Origin of the sequence: Streptomyces albofaciens JCM 4342, assembly GCF_008634025.1 — a bacterium.
GTDB lineage: Bacteria > Actinomycetota > Actinomycetes > Streptomycetales > Streptomycetaceae > Streptomyces > Streptomyces albofaciens.
The window spans coordinates 144,804-162,511 of record NZ_PDCM01000001.1 but is presented as its reverse complement, the minus strand read 5'-3'; the positions used below and the strand labels follow the sequence as shown (position 1 = coordinate 162,511).

The 17,708-nt window shown below is 70.5% G+C and carries 16 protein-coding genes; 6 read left to right on the top strand and 10 right to left on the bottom strand.

The features are described 5' to 3' along the window. Positions 1–252: 252 nt before the first annotated feature. On the top strand, positions 253–1,335 hold the full coding sequence (locus tag CP973_RS41720) for a pyridoxamine 5'-phosphate oxidase family protein (protein ID WP_425281920.1): 1,083 nt from the start codon (positions 253–255) through the stop codon (positions 1,333–1,335). A 47-nt stretch (positions 1,336–1,382) separates the two neighbouring features. Here CP973_RS41720 and CP973_RS00850 read toward each other — a convergent pair whose 3' ends face one another. From CP973_RS00850 to CP973_RS00830, 5 genes are all read right to left on the bottom strand, one after another. Continuing rightward, complete coding sequence (locus CP973_RS00850) at positions 1,383–1,862, bottom strand: NUDIX domain-containing protein (RefSeq protein WP_150242936.1); 480 nt, start codon at positions 1,860–1,862, stop codon at positions 1,383–1,385. 212 nt (positions 1,863–2,074) lie between these two features. Further along, positions 2,075–2,971, bottom strand: coding sequence for a LysR family transcriptional regulator (locus CP973_RS00845; RefSeq protein WP_150236686.1), 897 nt, complete (start codon positions 2,969–2,971; stop codon positions 2,075–2,077). A gap of 325 nt (positions 2,972–3,296) precedes the next feature. Beyond that, positions 3,297–4,457, bottom strand: a complete 1,161-nt coding sequence (locus tag CP973_RS00840) for a cystathionine gamma-lyase (RefSeq protein WP_150236684.1) — start codon at positions 4,455–4,457, stop codon at positions 3,297–3,299. 121 nt (positions 4,458–4,578) lie between these two features. Further along, positions 4,579–5,091, bottom strand: coding sequence for a low molecular weight protein-tyrosine-phosphatase (locus CP973_RS00835; protein WP_244409675.1), 513 nt, complete (start codon positions 5,089–5,091; stop codon positions 4,579–4,581). Between the two features lie 338 nt (positions 5,092–5,429). Further along, entirely contained in the window at positions 5,430–5,810 is a 381-nt protein-coding gene (locus CP973_RS00830) for a phage holin family protein (protein WP_150236680.1), read from the bottom strand. A gap of 48 nt (positions 5,811–5,858) precedes the next feature. Between CP973_RS00830 and CP973_RS00825 the strand changes: the two genes are divergently transcribed. The 4 genes from CP973_RS00825 (at position 5,859) to CP973_RS00805 (ending at position 8,671) form a co-directional block, all read left to right on the top strand. Next, the gene (locus CP973_RS00825) at positions 5,859–6,176 is read left to right on the top strand and encodes a cupin domain-containing protein (protein WP_150236678.1); all 318 of its coding nucleotides are present in this window, start codon (positions 5,859–5,861) and stop codon (positions 6,174–6,176) included. A gap of 271 nt (positions 6,177–6,447) precedes the next feature. Beyond that, a complete protein-coding gene (locus CP973_RS00820) occupies positions 6,448–6,672 on the top strand; it encodes a DUF5326 family protein (protein WP_150236676.1) in 225 nt (74 codons plus the stop codon). A gap of 698 nt (positions 6,673–7,370) precedes the next feature. Further along, positions 7,371–8,141: an IclR family transcriptional regulator gene (locus CP973_RS00810; RefSeq protein ID WP_150242934.1), complete on the top strand. Its 771-nt coding sequence runs from the start codon at positions 7,371–7,373 to the stop codon at positions 8,139–8,141. Positions 8,142–8,245: 104 nt separating this feature from the next. Continuing rightward, positions 8,246–8,671 (top strand): SsgA family sporulation/cell division regulator, encoded by a 426-nt coding sequence (locus CP973_RS00805; protein ID WP_150236673.1) that lies wholly within the window; start codon positions 8,246–8,248, stop codon positions 8,669–8,671. A 246-nt stretch (positions 8,672–8,917) separates the two neighbouring features. Here CP973_RS00805 and CP973_RS00800 read toward each other — a convergent pair whose 3' ends face one another. After that, positions 8,918–10,492: a YibE/F family protein gene (locus tag CP973_RS00800; protein ID WP_150236671.1), complete on the bottom strand. Its 1,575-nt coding sequence runs from the start codon at positions 10,490–10,492 to the stop codon at positions 8,918–8,920. A gap of 222 nt (positions 10,493–10,714) precedes the next feature. Between CP973_RS00800 and thiC the strand changes: the two genes are divergently transcribed. Beyond that, a complete protein-coding gene (thiC, locus tag CP973_RS00795; protein WP_150236669.1) occupies positions 10,715–12,496 on the top strand; it encodes a phosphomethylpyrimidine synthase ThiC in 1,782 nt (593 codons plus the stop codon). Between the two features lie 58 nt (positions 12,497–12,554). Here thiC and CP973_RS00790 read toward each other — a convergent pair whose 3' ends face one another. From CP973_RS00790 to CP973_RS00775, 4 genes are all read right to left on the bottom strand, one after another. After that, a complete protein-coding gene (locus tag CP973_RS00790; RefSeq protein WP_150236668.1) occupies positions 12,555–13,202 on the bottom strand; it encodes a class I SAM-dependent methyltransferase in 648 nt (215 codons plus the stop codon). Between the two features lie 287 nt (positions 13,203–13,489). Next, positions 13,490–14,395 (bottom strand): hypothetical protein, encoded by a 906-nt coding sequence (locus CP973_RS00785; protein WP_150236666.1) that lies wholly within the window; start codon positions 14,393–14,395, stop codon positions 13,490–13,492. A gap of 204 nt (positions 14,396–14,599) precedes the next feature. After that, entirely contained in the window at positions 14,600–15,748 is a 1,149-nt protein-coding gene (locus CP973_RS00780; protein ID WP_150236664.1) for a metallophosphoesterase, read from the bottom strand. 497 nt (positions 15,749–16,245) lie between these two features. Beyond that, a complete protein-coding gene (locus tag CP973_RS00775) occupies positions 16,246–17,346 on the bottom strand; it encodes a LacI family DNA-binding transcriptional regulator (RefSeq protein WP_030665397.1) in 1,101 nt (366 codons plus the stop codon). Positions 17,347–17,708: the final 362 nt, after the last annotated feature.

The window sequence follows — 17,708 nt, the reverse complement described above, 5'->3', positions numbered from 1 at the left end:
GGAACCGAGCCCCTTACGGAACCCGTTACGGATCCCGGTACGGAACCGGTCACGGATCCCGGTACGGAACCGGTCACGGATCCCGGCACGGAACCGGTCACGGAACCCGGCACGGAACCGGTCACGGAACCCGGCACGGAACCCGGCACGGAACCGGTCACGGATCCCGGTACGGGACCCGTCGCGGAGCCCGGGACGGGCGTACGGGGGGCGCGGCCGGGCAGTGACGGTGAGCATCTGGTGCAGCAGCGGATGGGCACCACCGACCGCGCCGACCGCTTCTATGACGATCAGGTGCTGGACCATCTCAACGCCCGGATGCGGGAGTTCGTGGGCCGCCAGGAGATGTTCTTCCTGGCGACGGCCGATCGGCACGGCGAGTGTGACTCCACGTTCCGGGCCGGGCCGCCCGGGTTCGTCCAGGTCCTGGACGAGCGCACGATCGCGTACCCGGAGTATCGCGGCAACGGCGTCATGGCGTCGATCGGCAATATCTCCGAGAACCCGAACCTCGGCATCCTGATGATCGACTTCACCCATGACCGCATCGGTCTGCACGTCAACGGCCGGGCGCGGGTGGTCATGGACGACGAGATGCGGGAGCGGCACCCGTACCTGCCCGTCGATCCGGTACCGGGCCGACGGGCCCAGCTGTGGGTCGAGGTCGCGGTTGAGGAAACGTATATTCACTGCGCCAAGCACATCCCGCACCTGCAGAAGGTGCCCCGGCAGGCGAGCGGGCCCCGAGCCTGGGGAACGGACGATGCCAAGCGCAAGGGCGGCGACTTCTTCGGAGCGGCGGCGGAGGCGGCCTCTCGGAGGAGGGGCCCAGCATGCGGGGAGGCTGAAGCGCAGCGGGCGGCTGAAGCGCAGCGGGAGGCTGAAGGACAGCGGGCGGCTGAAGCGCAGCGGGAGGCTGAGGCGCAGCAGGAAAGTGAAGTGCAGCGGGAGGCTGGAGCGCGGGGGGAGACTGAAGGGCGTGGGGAACGGCCCCCGAGAGGTGAGGATGCGCGGTCTGAGTCCGGCACCCACCAGGCGCTCGGCGCGCGTCAGGCGCCCGGCACGCGCCAGGCTCCCGATAGCCGTCAGGCACCCGCCCCTCGTCAGGCTCCCGGCCCCCCTCTAGCGCCACCCGTCCCTCAAGCCCCACGCAACCCGCAACCACCCGGTGTCCGTCAGGAGACCGCATCCCGCCGCCCCGCGATCAGTCCCCGCCCGCGGTCCCGTGAGGTTCGGGAGGAAGTGGAACGCGAGGTCGAGCGGGTGCTCGCGCGGGCTCGGAACCGGGGGGCGACGGGTGGCTCGGACGATGAGTTCCGGGGCTGGTTCGGGTAGGGCGGGCGGCGCCGGTACGACTGGCCCGGCCAGGGCGTATCCCTACGTCACCCCAGGTCAGGCGCGTGCATCGCGCGTACGCCCTCGATGTTGCCGTCGAGGTAGTGGCGCAGCGACAGCGGGACGACCTCGGCCGAGGCGATGCCCACCCGCGTGAACGGTACGCGCACGATCTCGTACTGGCCGCAAGGCTCCTCCACCTCCGGGCCGTGCCGCAGGGCGGGATCCATGGATTCCAGCCGGCAGACGAAGAAGTGCTGCACTTTGACGCCGTCCACCCCGCCCTCACTGATGTGCTCGACCGTGTCCACGAAGACCGGGACGACGTCGGTGACCTTGGCGCCCAGTTCCTCGTGGAGTTCGCGGTGCAGGGCGTCCACGACCGTGGCGTCCTCCGGCTCGACGCCGCCGCCGGGAGTGATCCAATACGGGGCCCGGCCCGGCTTGGTGCGCTTGATCAGGACGATGTCCGCACCGTCGAGCAGGATCGCGCGGGCGGTGCGTTTGACGACTGGCCGTACGGTCATACGGGACAGATGCCGCAGCAGGGGCGTGGTGAAACCACCGTCCCACCAGCCCGCCACGGCGCGGACGGGTCGCGGACCGGACGTGGACCGGACGCGGACGGGTCGCGAACCGGACGCGGACCGGACGCGGACCGGACGCGGACGAGACACGGGACGAGATGCGGACGAGACGCGGACGGAACGCGGGTGAGTGGCGACCGGTCCGGTTGACCTCACCAGTCCACCGCTGCCCGCAGCAGCCACTCATGTGGGCGCGCGATGTGCGGCAGTGCCAGCGTGCCCGCCCGGGTGGCCAGGAAGTATGTGCGCAAGGGCGGTACGGGCGGGTCGAGGAGGGCGACGACCTCGCCGCTTCCGAGGGCGTCGGCGCACAGGTACCGGGGTAACACCGCGAGGCCCGCGCCCGCCGTCACGCATGCCAGGACCGCCCGTAGATCCGAGACTATGACGGTCGCGGAGGCCGCGGGCGGGGCGTCGAAGACGGCGGTCCAGTACCGGGAAACCAGCGGCAGGCTCTCGTGGACCTCGACGAGCGGTACGGGATCGAGCGCGCGCACGCCCTTGGACTGGACGACCGCCGGGCCGCCGAGCCGCGCCGCCCAGCGGGGCGCGGCTATCAGGACGTGCTCCTCGTCGCACAGCGGTGTCGCGGTGAGCAGGGTGCCGCGGGGCCGGGTGGTGGTGATGGCGAGGTCGTGATGGCCGTCGGCGAGGCCGGACAGCAGCTCGTCCGCTGATCCGAAGGCGGTTCGTACGCACAGGCCTTGGTCTATGAGCGGGGTGAGGGCCGGTAACGCGCGCTGGGAGGTGAATTCCGGCGGCCCGGCGAGGTGCAGTGTGCGGATGGCGGACTCCTCGTCGAGTCCGGCTTCGGTGATCTCGGTGAGCGCGTCCAGGTGGGGAGCCACCTTGTGGGCGAGTTCGTCGCCGACGGTGGTGGGGGTGACGCCACGGGCCTTGCGGAGGAAGAGCGGGCGTCCCAACTGCCGCTCCAGGCTCCGTATCTGGCTGGTCACGGCGGGCTGGGAGAGGCCCAGCAGGGCGGCGGCGCGGGTGAAGGAGCCCGCTCTGTGCACCGTGACGAACGTACGTAATAAAGCAAGGTCCATCTGTACCTCCTTCCGCTCCGGCACCGTCGGCGCCCGCCAAACTATAAATATGTCGATAGGGCTGTGTCGTCAGCGTGATTGGACACTGACGCTGAGTCAACTAGCCTTGTCTGCGCGGTTCGTCATGCTGCGAACCGGGGCTGGCAGGGTGCCGAGGGGGGATACCCTGCCAGCCCGCTTTACGTAGCGGCGTTGGTACGGACCGGGGTGGGTGAGGTTCGGCCGGTCGAGAACTGGGCGGCTGAGGCCCGGCGGTTGAGGACCGGCGGGCGAGGTCTGGCGGACGAGGTCCGGCCGTAGGGCCCGGGGGCTCCTGGGGAACGCGTCAGCGGTGTCCCGCATCCCGACCGGTGTCCAGCGCCGCGTCCAGCGCAGCGTCCAGTGCCCCCAGCACGTCCGCGATCAGGTCCGCCGGCTCCTCCACGCCGACCGAGAAGCGGATGAATCCTTCCGGCACCGCGTCGCCGCCCCACCGCCCGCGCCGCTCCGCGGCGGACCGTACGCCGCCGAAGCTCGTCGCGTCGTCCACGAGGGTCAGCGCGGCCAGGAAGCGTTCCGCGTGGGCGCGGTCGGGCAGCGTGAAGGAGACCACGGAGCCGAAGCGGCCCTCGCGCATCTGCCGTACGGCCTGCTCGTGCGCGGGGTCGGACGGCAGCCCGGGGTGCCGCAGGCCCGTGACCTCGGGGCGTTCGCGCAGCGCCGCCGCGAGCGCCAGCGCCCCGGCGGACTGCTGGCGCACCCGCAGGGCGAGCGTCGAGAGGGAACGGTGGGCCAGCCACGCCTCCATCGGGCCGGGAATCGCGCCGACGGTCTTGCGCCACATCCGTACGGAGTCGGCGAGCGCCGGGTCGCGGGTGGTGACGTACCCGAGGAGCACGTCGCCGTGGCCGGTCAGCGCCTTGGTGCCGCTGGCCACCGAGAAGTCGGCGCCAAGATCCAGCGGGCGCTGGCCGAGCGGGGTGGCCAGGGTGTTGTCGACGGCGACCAGGGCGCCGCGCGCGTGCGCGGCCTCGGCCAGCCGCCGGATGTCGCAGACGTCCAGGCCGGGGTTGGAAGGCGTCTCGATCCACAGCAGCCGGGCGCCGTCGAGCACGCCGAGCTGCGCGTCGCCCGCGGTGGGCGCCGTGCGGACCTCGATGCCGTAACTCTCCAGGCGCTCGCGCACCGCGGGCAGCAGCTGATAGCCGTCGTTCGGGAGCACGACGGTGTCGCCGCTGCGCAGGCAGGAGAAGAGGACGGCGGAGATGGCGGCCATCCCGGAGGCGAAGGACACGGTGTGCGCGGCCTCGTCGGGGGACTCCAGCTCGCCGATGGCCGCCTCCAGCCGGGTCCAGGTGGGGTTGGAATCGCGGCCGTAGGTGTATGGGCCGGTGGGGTCGCCGGGCAGGTGGTAGTGCGCGGCGAAGACCGGGCCGGGGAGGGCCGGCTCGTACGCCTCGGGCGCCGGGAGTCCGGCCCGTACGGAGCGTGTGCTGTCGCCTGTCATGCGCTTGCCTCCTTGTGAATACGGGCCTGCCGGGGCCGGTGCTCCGGACTTACGGCACGTCCTCCGCGGCGACCGGGATGCTCGCGGCGGAAAGCGGGGCGCCTACAGGCACCGTCGTGCCCTACGACGCCGCCCCATCGAGGTGCCCCCGCGCGGCGAGCGCGTCCCGTACCGCAACCAGCAGCCCTTTGCTCGCGGCCTCGACCATCTCCAGGCATTCCTCGAACCCTGCCATGCCGCCGTAGTACGGGTCGGGTACGTCCAGATCGTGGGCGAGCGCGGCACCGTGAGAGCTCGCGGCGGGCTGTGCGGCCGGGCCGTCGGGCATCACGGCCGGGTCGTACGAGCGCAGCAGCCGCACCTTGGCGGCGTCGTGGGCGGTGGGCGCCAGTCGGCGCAGGGCGCGCAGGTGCCCGTCGTCCAGTGCGATCACGAGGTCGAGCCGGCCGAACCAGTCGGCCCGGAACTGCCGGGCGCTGTGGTCCTCCTCGTAACCGGCGGCGCGGAGGACGGCGACGGTGCGCGGGTCGGCGCCGTCCCCCTCGTGCCAGCCACCGGTGCCGGCGCTGTCCACCTCGACCAGCCCGTCGAGACCGGCTTCCTCGATACGGGCCCGGAAGACGGCCTCGGCCATCGGGGAGCGGCAGATGTTGCCGGTGCAGACGAAGCAGACGCGGTACGGGGAGGTGGCGGTGGCCGGCCGGGGGCGGGCGGCCGAGGGAGCCCGTACCGCTGACGGCGACGGCGACGGCGACGACATCGGCTCCGGCAAAGGCGACGGCATCGGCTCCGGCAAAGGCGACGGCATCGGCAATGGCTTCGGCTTCGGCGTCGCTATGGATGCCGGGTCGGTTATCGGGGAGTGCACGTATCGGTCCCTGTCGTTTTCGTTCGCTCGGCGTCTCGGCGTCTTGGCGTCTCGTCCCGCGGGTCTCGCCCCGCGGGTCTCGGCCCCGGCCCCGGCCCGGGGCTTCAGTCCCGGTCGTCGGGCAGCACCACGTGCAACGCCCAGGAGACGATCGAAATGATCACGCCGCCCAGTACGGCGATCCAGAAGCCCTCCACATGGAAGGCGAGGTGGAATTTGTCCGCCAGCCACGATGTGAGCAGCAGCATCAGCGCGTTGATCACGAGAGTGATCAGGCCGAGGGTGAGGATGAAGAGGGGGAAGGACAGCAGCTTCACCACGGGTTTGACGACGAAGTTCACCACGCCGAAGATCAACGCGACCAGGACCAGCGTCAGCGCCTTGCGGCCGGTGTTCTCACCGGTCAGCGTGATGTCCTTCAACAGCCAGATGGCCACGGCAAGCGCCGCGGCATTGGCGATCGTCTTGACCACGAAATTCTTCATGGTGAGATCGTCGCAGACGAGACGGACTCTTCGAGGGGTGCCAAAGGCATGAAGGCTTTCAGGCTCGACGAACTGGAAGCGGAGCGGGCCGCGAACGACGGCGCGTATCTGCAGTTCCTGCGGGAACGCAACATGTCGGTCGGGCTGTACGCACTCGACGCGGGCAGCGTCGACCCGCAGCAGCCGCACAACCAGGACGAGGTGTACCTGGTCGTAAGCGGCCGGGCGGCGATCACCGTCGGCATGGAGACGACCTCGGTGGCGCGCGGCAGCGTGGTCTACGTGCCCGCCGGAGTGCCGCACAAGTTCCACCACATCAGCGAGGACCTGCGGGTCATGGTGGTCTTTTCTCCGCCCGAAAGCTGAGGCGGGCCCCCGGGGACCCGTAAGGGACGGTTCAGGGGAGGGCCGGGGACGCGCGGCGTCCGTTCCGCCGTGCCCCGCCCTAGCATCGATGGTGCAGGGGGAACAGAGCTTCGGGCCCCCGGCACGGCATCGGGCACGTACTACGAATGCGGGACGTTGAACAGGTCCACGGACCGCGGGCCACGGACCGCGTGATCAAGGCATCACATCGGCAAAGCGACACAGCGACACAGCGATACACGCGCGACTACGCAGAAAGCAGGGCAGAGCAATGGCCGGCAAGGGGACAATCGCAGGACTTCCGTGGTGGGTGACGTGGGTCGTGGTGCCCGTCGTCCTGCTGGTGGTGTTCGGCAGCCTGATCGCCAGTGCGGTCGGCTTCCTGATCGGCCTGCTCTTCAAGATCCTCATCGCGGTGGCGCTGATCGCCGGTGTCGTCTACCTGGTGCGCAGGCTGACGGGCTCCTCGTCGTCCTCCTCGCGGAGCGAATGGTGACGGAGGCCACCGGGCTCCTGGCGGAGCGAGTGGTGACGCAGTCCGCCGGGACGACCGGGCGGGCAACGCCGGGCTCCTGGCGGAGCGAGTGGTGACGCAGTCCGCCGAGACGACCGGGCGGGCAACGCCGGGCTCCTCGCGGAGCGAATGGTGACGCAGTCCGCCGGGACGACCGGGCGATACGTCGGGGGCCGGGCCGAGGCCGGGGCCCGGGCCGGGGCCAGAATCTGAGTCCGCCGGGCCCGTCCTCGGCTCCGCTTTCGGCGGGCGGGCCTGACTCCGCTGCCGCACCGGGCGGTACGCCCACTCTTCCGCCCCACCACCTCTACCAATCACCACCTCCTCCACCACCATCTCCACCTCCACCACCTCCACCACCTCCACCACCTCCACCCCCACCCCCACCTCCCCAAGCCGTACGCCCCGCCCCTCCTGGGAGCGGGGCGTTCCCCATTTCTGGTCGGCCCACCGCCTGAACCAACTCACCGACCAACCCCCTGCTGCCCCCAGTTGCCAAGCTAGAGTGCCGTTCGCAGGCGTCTTCCGGACGATGACGTTCCGGAAAACAGCGAGTGAGGCAAGGCCGGGCCGGGCGTCGACAGCGGGGCTCCCTGGGATACGCGGGCGAAGTGGGAGCGGCTCCCGCCGTCGGGGCCGACTCGCGCCCCGACGACCCGACCAGGGGGTTGGCGTTGGCAATGGTGAACGGTGAATCCGTTTCGCATCCGACATTGATCGGCTCGGTCCAGCGGGCCCTGCGCCTGCTGGAGGCGGTGGGCGCGCACTCCGCCGGCGCGCCCGCCAAACAACTGGCCAGAGAGGCGGGATTACCGCTTCCCACGACGTACCACTTGCTGCGGACCCTGACGTACGAGGGCTATCTGCGGCGCGAGAACGGTGTGTTCGTCTACGGGGAGGCCGCCGGCACGATCGGGCGGGCGGGTGCCGAGCGCTGCCGCCGTACCGATATCGCGGACGCGCTGGCGGTCGCGGGCAAACAGCTCGACGCCGCGGTCTACTTCGCCGTGTACCGGGCGGGCGAGGTGGAAGTGGTGGCCGTCACCGACGATCAGCGGCGGCCGCCGGTGGAGGAGTGGGCGGACTTTCGTACGACGGCTCACGCGCACGCGATCGGCCAGTGCCTGCTGGCGCAGCTCGACGAGCAAGCCATGAAGGACCATTTGGCGCGTTATCCGGTGCAGCCGTTGACTCCGTATTCGGTGCGGTCCCGGGGCGAGCTTTTGCACCGGCTGGACAGTGTGCGCCGCGCCCAAGTCGCCTACGAACAACAGGAATATGCCTTGGGCACAGTATGCTCGGCGATTCCCATACAGGTCGGTTCGGCGGTCGCGACCATGGCGATTTCTCTTCCCGCGAGAGAGGCTCACCGGCTACACTGCGTTACCGGCCGACTACGCAGGATGGCGGAGGCGGCGCTGATGACACTCGCTTTCTCTATCAGTATCTGAAAAATCACTCCTTGTGATCCGCTTGCATGTGGCCGACGATGGCGTCAATAGGGCCAAGAGGGACGATTCCTGGCCATCTCCGACCGAGTACGGAGCAGAGGTTGATGACCGACACAGTTCAGGCAGAAGTGATCATGAGCTTCCTCGTGTCCGAGGAGCTCGCTTTCCGTATTCCGGTGGAGCTGTACTTCGATTCCGCGGACCCCTATGCGGTCAGCTTCACCTTCGACCTCCCTGGTGATATGCCCGTGACCTGGGCGTTCAGCCGGGAATTGCTGCTCGACGGGCTGAGCAAGCCGTCCGGTGAGGGCGATGTGCGCATCGGGCCCTCCTCCTCCGAGCACCTCAGCGACGTCTTCATCGGCCTCCAGGTGGGCGACGAACGCGCGCTGTTCCGCGCCGGCGCCCCGCCGTTGGTGGCCTTCCTCGACCGCACGGACCGACTGGTGCCGATCGGGGAGGAGGAGGTGTGCGACACGCTCGACTCGACTTTGGACCGCATTCTTTCGGAGGCGCAGAAGGCGGGGTGAACGGCGGCCGGTGGGCCGGCCGGCTCCGCGCGTCGGCGGGCCGTCACCGGCCGTCCGGCTCCGCGCATCGGCGGGCCGTCACCGGCCGCCTGGCTCCTTGTGGCAACGGGCCGTCGCTGACCGGCCGCCTGGCTCCGTGTGGCCACGGGCCGTCGCCGACCGTCCGCCTCCGTGCGGCTGCGGGCCGTAGCAGGCCGCCCGGCCCCGTACCACCGCGGGCTGTTGCCGGTCACCCGCCCGGCCGGGTCATCGTGCACGCCGCCGCTTGCCGCGCCCACCCCGCCCACCCCGCCCACCGAGTACGGACCGGTGGCCCGCACCGCTCCGTCCCGTACCCGCCCCCGTCCTGGCCCCTGCCCCCGTCTCCGTCCCCGCCCCCGAAAGCCCGGCCTTCCGCCCCGCGCCGGACGTGCCGCCTCCCTCGCTGTCCCGGTCCGCCGAGACGACCAGCGCGGCCAGCAGCGTGGTCAGCGGTACGGACGCGACCAGGCCGATGCTGCCCACCAGCGTCCGGACGATCTCCTCGGCGACCACCTCGCTCGTGGCGACCGTACCGACACTGCTCTGTGCGATCGAGAACAGCAGAAGCAGGGGCAGCGCGGCGCCCGCGTAAGCGAGTACGAGTGTGTTGACGACGGACGCGATGTGGTCCCGCCCGATCCGCATCGCCGAGGAGTAGAGCTTGCGCCAGCCCGCCGACGGATCAGCCTCCTTCAGCTCCCACACCGCGGCGGTCTGCGTGACGGTCACATCGTCCAGCACACCCAGTGAACCGATGATGATGCCCGCCAGCAGCAGGCCGCGGATCTCGATGTCCGGGTAGAGGCCGTGCACCAGCCCGGTCTGGTCGTCGGTGTTGCCGGTCAGCAGTGCCCACCCGATGAAGAGCGAGCCGAGCAGGCCGATGAGCAGCAGGGAGACGAGCGTGCCCAGGACGGCGACGGATGTGCGCGCCGTCAGGCCGTGGCACATGTACAGGGCGACCAGCATGATCGCGCTGCCCCCGACCACCGCGACCACCAGGGGGTTCGAGCCCTGGAGGATGGCGGGGAGGATGAACAGCGTCAGTACCGCGAAGCTCACGACCAGGGCGACGAGCGCGAGCACGCCGCGCAGCCGACCGACGACGACCACCGCTGCGGCGAAGATGGCGGCCAGTACCCACATCGGGACGGTCCGATCCACATCCGTGACCGAATACTGAAGGTCTTTGGGCGCCTTGGGCGCGTACGCGACCACGACTCCCTGGCCGGCCTTGTAGTGGCGGGTGGCGTCCGGCGTCACGATCGACTCGAAGCGCCGGCCGGTGTCCTTGCCGGTCGTCACCTCGATGACCGCCCGCTCGCAGTGCTGGGGCCGCTGGGAGCCACCGGGTGAGGACGGTTGCTGCTGCGAAGGTTGCTGTTGCTGTTGGGCGTGTACGTCCGCGCAGTTCACCTCCTCCACCTTCACCACCTTCGCCTTCTCGGTCGGCTGGTCGAAGCCGACACCGGACGGCTTGTGGCCGGGCGCCCCGCCCGGCCACAGCACGACCAGCCCGGCCAGCACCGCGGCGGCGAAGGGGATCAGTACGGCGGCGATGACCTTGCGCAGATGCCGGGAGACGGGGGCGGCGGGGGCGTGGCCATGACTGTGGCCATGACCGTGGGCGTGGCGGTGCCCATGGCCGGCGGCGTGTCGGTGAGCGGCGTGGGCACCGTCCCCGGGAGCGTCGGTCCCACGGCCGTCACCCGGCACGTCGTGCCGCGGATCCGTGCCGTGCCCGTGCGCCTGACCTGAAGCGTGGTGGTGCGCGGAGTGCGAGGGCTCGTTGCTGGTCACCGCCCGATCATCGCAAGAACCAGCAGGGCCCCCTGTTCACCGCGCCACACCGGCCGCTACCGTGGTGGCACCTTTGCAATCGCGGGAGCTCGGAGCACCGGGCTGAGAGGGCGCTGAACTCCGTACGGGACGACCGGCCGACGCCGGGACGCCGTCACGGGAACCGCTGCGTCGACCGCCGAACCTGTTACCGGGTAATGCCGGCGTAGGGAGTGGGTCTTCATGACTCTGCAGGATGCACGCACGCCCGAAAACGGCCAGGGCTCCGCCAAGGAGATCGGCTGGCACAAGGGCTACCTCACCGGATCGCGGCCCGACCTGCGGGTCCCGGTCCGCCGTGTGCACCTCACCAACGGCAAGGACGTGACGCTCTACGACACGTCAGGGCCGTACACCGACCCCCACATCGAAACGGACGTCCGCCGCGGCCTGGCGCCGCTGCGGGAGAACTGGATCATCAGCCGCGGAGACACCGAGGAGTACGCGGGCCGGCCGCCCCGCCCCGAGGACGACGGCCTCAAGCACACCTCGCCGCGCGGCGGCCTGAAGAACCTCGACGCGGTCTTCCCCGGCCGCCCCCGGCAGCCGCGCCGGGGCCGGGGCGGCGCCGCGGTCACCCAGCTCGCGTACGCGCGGCGGGGCGAGATCACGGCGGAGATGGAGTACGTCGCGATCCGCGAGAACGTCTCCCCCGAGTTCGTACGGGACGAGATCGCGGCCGGCCGGGCCGTACTGCCCGCCAACGTGAACCACCCGGAGATCGAGCCGATGATCATCGGCAAGAACTTCCTGGTGAAGGTCAACGCGAACATCGGCAACTCCGCCGTCACCTCCTCGATCGAGGAGGAGGTGGAGAAGATGACCTGGGCGACCCGCTGGGGCGCCGACACGGTCATGGACCTGTCCACCGGCCGCAACATCCACACCACCCGTGAGTGGGTGCTGCGCAACTCCCCCGTCCCCATCGGCACCGTCCCCCTCTACCAGGCACTGGAGAAGGTGGACGGCAAGGCCGAGGAGCTGACCTGGGAGATCTACAAGGACACGGTCATCGAACAGGCCGAGCAGGGCGTGGACTACATGACCGTCCACGCGGGTGTCCTGCTGCGCTACGTCCCCCTGACCGCCCGCCGCAAGACCGGCATCGTCTCGCGCGGCGGTTCGATCATGGCGGCGTGGTGCCTGGCGCACCACAAGGAGTCGTTCCTCTACACCCACTTCGAGGAACTCTGCGACATCCTCGCCTCCTACGACGTCACGTACTCCCTCGGCGACGGCCTGCGCCCCGGCTCCATCGCGGACGCCAACGACGAGGCGCAGTTCGCGGAGCTGCGCACGCTGGGCGAGCTGAACTCGATCGCCAAGCGGCACGGCGTACAGACGATGATCGAGGGCCCGGGACACGTCCCGATGCACAAGATCAAGGAGAACGTCGACCTCCAGCAGGAGATCTGCGAGGAGGCCCCGTTCTACACGCTCGGCCCGCTGACCACCGACATCGCGCCCGCGTACGACCACATCACCTCGGGCATCGGCGCGGCGATGATCGCGTGGTGGGGTACGGCGATGCTCTGCTACGTCACGCCCAAGGAGCACCTGGGCCTGCCGGACCGGGACGACGTGAAGACCGGCGTCATCACGTACAAGATCGCGGCGCACGCGGCGGACCTGGCCAAGGGCCACCCGGGCGCCCAGGAGTGGGACGACGCCCTGTCCGACGCGCGCTTCGAGTTCCGCTGGGAGGACCAGTTCAACCTGGCCCTCGACCCGGACACGGCCCGCGCCTTCCACGACGAGACGCTGCCGGCGGAACCGGCGAAGACCGCCCACTTCTGTTCCATGTGCGGCCCGAAGTTCTGCTCCATGAAGATCAGCAGGAGCATCACGGAGCAGTTCGGCGGTGCGGAAGGCGTGTCCCCGGAGGAGATCGAGGCGGGCATGCTGGAGAAGTCCAAGGAGTTCGCGGCCAGCGGCAACAGGGTGTACCTGCCGATGGCGGACTGAGCGAGGAGCGGGAGGCCCTCCACCCGTCGAGGGCCTCCCGCCTTCACGTACGCACCGATCAGGCTTTACGGGCGAGCAGTTGCACCTCACGGAACTGCCGCCGGTCGGTGGGCTGAGGCTCGCGCACCATCCGGGCCACCTCGGCCAACCCGGCCGTGCGCAGCAGCCCCGCGAGATGATCGGGCCACCACCGGTAGGCCGGCGCGACCGCGTGATCGAAGACCTGCGTCGGATGGGACGAATCCTCGCTCGCCGAGAAACCGATCAGAAGGTGGCCACCAGGCGCCAGAACACGGTTGAACTCCGCCAAGATGAGCGGCACTTCATTCGGCGGGGTGTGGATGACGGACCAGCGCGACAGTACGCCGTCCAGTGTGCCGTCGGCGATGTCCAACGCGGCCATCGAACCCACCTCGAAGCGCAGGTCCGGACGAGCCTGCCGCGCCAACTCGATCATCGCGGGCGAGGCGTCGACGCCGAACGCCGCCAGCCCCAGCCCGTCCAGGTAAGCGGTGACATGGCCGGGCCCGCACCCCAGGTCCGCGACCTGGCCGCCGCCACTCGCCCGCACGGCCTCGGCGAAGACACCCAAGATCGCGCGGTCCAGGGGACTGTCCCGCAGCGTGTCGCTGAACAGTTGTGCGTACGTGGTGGCAGCGGCATCGTAGGCGTCGCGGGTGGTGGTGAGGGCATCGTGTTCGACCATGGTCGTGACGATAGTTCTTGGCGGGCGAGCCGAGGTGCTCAGGTTTTCCGCCGCCGGGTCGGTGGCACCGGGGCTTGGCGCAGCCGTTCCTCAACGGGAACACGCCCTGGAAACGGGAACATGCCTTCTGAAAGAGGCACACGTCTCCTGAAAGAGGAACACGTCCTCTGAAACAGGAACATGCCCTCCAAAGCAAGAACACACCCTGGAATCATCGCCATTGGGCGGACCCACGCACCACGGGGGCCCGGCACCAGGCCGGGCCCCGGCGGTCTGTTCGATGGGCGCTATTCAGGATGGTGATCCGGCCCCCCGTAATCGGGACTGGTGAAGTCCGGGCTGGTGAAGCGGGGTCGGGGACTGGCGGGCGGGCCGCCGTCCGGGCTGGTGAAGTCGGGGCGCGAGTAGCCCAGGGACGGGATACGGCTGCCGCCGTCGACGCCGCGACGCGGTACGTACGGGGCCGTGTCGCGGCCGTTGACGGTCGCCGGGTCGGTCAGGGCCTCACGCAGGAACGGCAGTATCCCGCGCTCCAGGAGCGCCTGCCGCCAGGCGTCCCGGGCGGCTTCCACTTCCCTGGCGCGGCCGCCCCGGCCGTCCCCGCGTGGTGCGCGCAGGGAGGTCGAGCCGTTGCGCCAGGCCGCGTGGACCAGGCTCGCCATGGCGATCAGGGCGCCCGCGGCGGTGAGCGCCGCGAAGACCCAGCCCACGCTGATCATCGGCTGGGCGGCGGCCGGATCGGTCCCGATGGTCCGCAGGACGTATCCGATGATCAGGAAGAGCAGGGCGGCGATCCCCGCCAGTACCGGGGCGAGGACCGCGAGCAACGCGGCCAGCCCGGCACCGGCGGATTCCGCCGCCTCGCTCACGGAGGTGGCGAGATCCATCCCCGGGGAACCCGCCGGTGTGCCTTTCTCCTCGTGGACCTCCACGCCGTCGGCGTCCGGTGCGGGTACCGGAGCGCGCAGCTCGTCGCGGAGCCGTACGTAGTGTCGGTATTCGGCCGTCGCGCATGCGGCGATGGCGGACGTGGCGCTGAGCGCCATGGTGCGCAACTGCTCGGTGTTGAGGTGCTTGCCCGCCGCGGAGACCATTTCCGGCCGGTATTCCGCGGTGCGCAGCGCCTCGTCGAGGAGCCGCGCGAATTCCGCGCGATCCTCGCTCAGCAGGTGCGGAGCGCTGTTCATGTGCATCCCCCGATGCTCCGTAGGGCCGTACAGGCCGGCGTGGGCCGGGCAGTGGGCGGAAACGGAGGAGAGCCTGCTACGGATAGACCGATGGTAGAGCGCCTCCGGCACGGGGTGACAGGGTGTTTGCGGAAATAGGGACCGCTCCTGTCCAGCTCGGACCCCGCTGCGCCACTTCCCTACCTGCCGCTACCCCTGCCCGGATAACGGTCAGCCAGTCAGGGGAAGTTGTACGACCAGTAGTTTTCCGGCCATGGTGACCCCGCCGTCCATGGCGATGGCCAGTCCGTCGGCGTAAACGTGCGGTCCTTCGACGGCGACGCCCTCGCCCTCGTCGTCCTCGCCGCCGACCTCGCCGAGGAGGTACGGGATCGGGCTGTGGCCGTGCACCACGCGCTCGCCGCCGTAGGTGTCGAGGAGTTCGCGGACGGCCATCGGGCCCGCTTCCTCGTCCCGGAAGGCGAACCGCTTGGTGAACTTGCGGAACAGGTCCCAGACCTCGTCGGCGTCGCTGCGTGTGAGGACGTCGTGGACGGTGTCGTTGACGTCCTCGATGGAGTCGCCGTACTCCAGGTAGGCGGTCGTGTCGGAGTGCACGAGCAGGTGCCCGTCCTCCTCCATCACGGCGTCCAGGCGGGCCATCCACTGCAGGTGGTGGTCCTGGAGGCGGTCCATGTCGCTCTTCTGGCCGCCGTTGAGGAGCCAGGCGGCCTGGAAGGACGCGGTGCCGGCGCCGGACTGCACCGGGGTGTCGCCGAACCGCTTGGCCCCCAGCAGCAGCAGCTCGTGGTTGCCCATCAGGGCCTTGCAGTAGCCGCCGGCCGCCGCGGCCTCGGCGGACAGCTGCATGACGAGGTCGATGACGCCGATGCCGTCCGGGCCGCGGTCGGTGAAGTCGCCGAGGAACCACAGGCGGGCGTTGCCCGCCGCCCACTGGCCGTCCGCGTCGATGAGGCCTTCGGCGGCGAGCGCCTCGCGCAGCTCGTCGTAGTAGCCGTGCACGTCACCGACGACGTACAGCGGACCGCCGCCCTTCTTGTGCTGCTCGGCCGGTACGGCCGACTCGGGGACGGCCGTCAGGTCGACGGTCGGGCGGTCGATGAGGGTGTCCGTACGGGTGACGGGCGGCAGGTCCGTACGGCCCGTCGCCTGGCCGGGCCCGGCCGGGGCACCAGCGCCGATCACCGGGAGGGAGCGCTCGGTGGGCGTGTACTCGGGCGGCATGCCGTGCGGTGCCTCAGGCGCGGCCGACGCGGCCGGCGGCATCCCCGGGGGCGGGGGGACCGCGGGCGCCGGCGGAACCGGCGGGGCAGGCGGTTGTGCCGGAGCCGGAGGTTGTGCCGGCATGGTCCGCACCATGGGTCCCACACTGGCCCCCTGAGTCATCGACCCCTCCACCGTCGCGCCGCCGTGCACCTCGCGGACCTTGCCTGGTCGACGGCGGTCCGTGGTGTCGTGCGCCCATCATAGGAATGCCGCTCGCGGCTTGTGACGCACCCGGGGGTGGTCAATCGCTCGACCCCCGACGTTCGCTGCCGATTGCTCCGCTTTCGTGCCGATTTTATCCCGGTCGAGGGAGTGTCCGGCCGACGGCACGGCGGTGGTACGACATGGCGAAGTGGCCGGGCGGTGCGCCGGAGCGGCGTCTGGGGGGTGGGGGCGCGCGGGGTGGCGCGACGTGTGCGCGCTGTTTCCGTACGTCGGGCGTGCCGATCTCGTACGGGGGAGGCGGGCGGCAGGTGGGGGTGTGCCGGGGCGGGTTGGGCCACCGCCACAGCAACAGTCACCACCGCCACAAACCTCCGGCCGTACGGACGCGTCAATCGCATCCGTACGGCCGCTCGAACGTGTGACGGTCAAGCCCCGGCGGGCCCCCGCGGCGGGCTGACGGTCGTACGCGTGGACCTGCGCTGGGAGGAGGTCCGCACGATCAGGTCCGTCGGTATCACCTGCTCGACCGGCCGCCCGCTGTCCAGCCCTTCGATGGCGTCGATGAGGAGCTGGACGACGGCCGTGCCGATCCGGCGCGGCTTGAGGGAGAGGGTGGTGATCGGCGGCTCGGTCGTGGCGTAGACCGTGGACTCGCTGCAACAGACCAGCAGGAGGTCCTCGGGGACGCGCAGCCCGTAGCGTCTGGCCGCCGCGAGCAGGTCGGTGCCGTTCGGGTCGAAGAGGCCGTACACCGCGTCCGGGCGGTCCGGGCGGGCCAGCAGCCGGTCGGCCGCCACCGCTCCCGCGCACGGGTCGTGGGCGGGGTAGGACTCGTACACCGGGTCCTGCCCGACCCGCTCGCACCAGCGCAGGTACGCCGTGGTGGAGAGCCGGGTGTAGGTGTCGGTGGTGGTGCCGGTGAGCAGGCCGATGCGACGGGCGCCGGCGTCGGCGAGGTGGTCGAGGAGGCCCAGGACGGCCGCCTCGTGGTCGTTGTCCACCCAGCCCATCACGGGGAGGGTGCCGCCGGGGCGGCCGTCGGAGACGACGGGGATGCCGTGCCGGACGAGTTCCGTGACGACGGGGTCGCCGTCGGCCGGATCGATGACGACGGTGCCGTCCAGGGCGACGTTCGACCAGACGTCGTGGCGGGAGGTCGCGGGCAGGATGACGAGGGCGTAGCCGCGGGCGAGCGCCGCCGAGGTGGCGGCTCTGGCCATTTCCGCGAAGTACGCGAATTCGGTGAAGGTGAAAGGTTCATCCCCGTACGTGGTGACGGTCAGGCCGATGAGCCCTGACTTGCCGGTACGGAGCGTGCGGGCGGCGGCGGAAGGGCGGTAGCCCAACCGGTCGGCCACCTCGCGGACGTGGCGACGGGTGGCATCCGGAAGCCGGCCCTTGCCGTTGAGCGCGTCGGAGACAGTCGTGATGGATACCCCGGCTGCGGCGGCCACGTCCCGGATGCCTGCCCGCCCCAGCCGGCGACCGGTAGACCGGCTCACCTGGTGCTTCCCTGCTGCTGTCATGGCGAGCCGATAGTAGGGCTCGGGCGGTCCTTTCGCGGGGCGGTGCGTACAAGAGTGGAAAGGCACGTTTCTGCACGGTGGTGTGGCCCGAATGCCCTGGGAAACGAAGGGGTTTGGCCTGTTCTGCCAGTTCCTGATTGAGCGTCCTCGGGAGTCCCCTGCCGATTGGTCCAGGTCTCGAAGCGGTCTCAAGTCACCTTCACGAGGGATGCGCGCCACGGCGCGAGCCACCGGCGCGTTACGCAGGGAGGAGCGCTCCCCAAGGGCGTGCACGGCCGGGCCGGGGGTGCGGGGCGATCTTCGGTGGGCCCGGTACGGATCATGGCAGAGGACGGCTCGATCTTGGTCGGCGGCGGGCGGTG

What these genes read in the sequence shown, in the direction of transcription:
- CP973_RS41720 (WP_425281920.1), top strand. Translation starts at nt 253, where the DNA reads ATGGGCACCACCGACCGCGCCGACCGCTTCTATGACGATCAGGTGCTG.
- CP973_RS00850 (WP_150242936.1), bottom strand. Translation starts at nt 1,862, where the DNA reads ATGACCGTACGGCCAGTCGTCAAACGCACCGCCCGCGCGATCCTGCTC.
- CP973_RS00845 (WP_150236686.1), bottom strand. Translation starts at nt 2,971, where the DNA reads ATGGACCTTGCTTTATTACGTACGTTCGTCACGGTGCACAGAGCGGGC.
- CP973_RS00840 (WP_150236684.1), bottom strand. Translation starts at nt 4,457, where the DNA reads ATGACAGGCGACAGCACACGCTCCGTACGGGCCGGACTCCCGGCGCCC.
- CP973_RS00835 (WP_244409675.1), bottom strand. Translation starts at nt 5,091, where the DNA reads ATGGCCGAGGCCGTCTTCCGGGCCCGTATCGAGGAAGCCGGTCTCGAC.
- CP973_RS00830 (WP_150236680.1), bottom strand. Translation starts at nt 5,810, where the DNA reads ATGAAGAATTTCGTGGTCAAGACGATCGCCAATGCCGCGGCGCTTGCC.
- CP973_RS00825 (WP_150236678.1), top strand. Translation starts at nt 5,859, where the DNA reads ATGAAGGCTTTCAGGCTCGACGAACTGGAAGCGGAGCGGGCCGCGAAC.
- CP973_RS00820 (WP_150236676.1), top strand. Translation starts at nt 6,448, where the DNA reads ATGGCCGGCAAGGGGACAATCGCAGGACTTCCGTGGTGGGTGACGTGG.
- CP973_RS00810 (WP_150242934.1), top strand. Translation starts at nt 7,371, where the DNA reads ATGGTGAACGGTGAATCCGTTTCGCATCCGACATTGATCGGCTCGGTC.
- CP973_RS00805 (WP_150236673.1), top strand. Translation starts at nt 8,246, where the DNA reads ATGACCGACACAGTTCAGGCAGAAGTGATCATGAGCTTCCTCGTGTCC.
- thiC (WP_150236669.1), top strand. Translation starts at nt 10,715, where the DNA reads ATGACTCTGCAGGATGCACGCACGCCCGAAAACGGCCAGGGCTCCGCC.
- CP973_RS00790 (WP_150236668.1), bottom strand. Translation starts at nt 13,202, where the DNA reads ATGGTCGAACACGATGCCCTCACCACCACCCGCGACGCCTACGATGCC.
- CP973_RS00785 (WP_150236666.1), bottom strand. Translation starts at nt 14,395, where the DNA reads ATGCACATGAACAGCGCTCCGCACCTGCTGAGCGAGGATCGCGCGGAA.
- CP973_RS00780 (WP_150236664.1), bottom strand. Translation starts at nt 15,748, where the DNA reads ATGGTGCGGACCATGCCGGCACAACCTCCGGCTCCGGCACAACCGCCT.
- CP973_RS00775 (WP_030665397.1), bottom strand. Translation starts at nt 17,346, where the DNA reads ATGACAGCAGCAGGGAAGCACCAGGTGAGCCGGTCTACCGGTCGCCGG.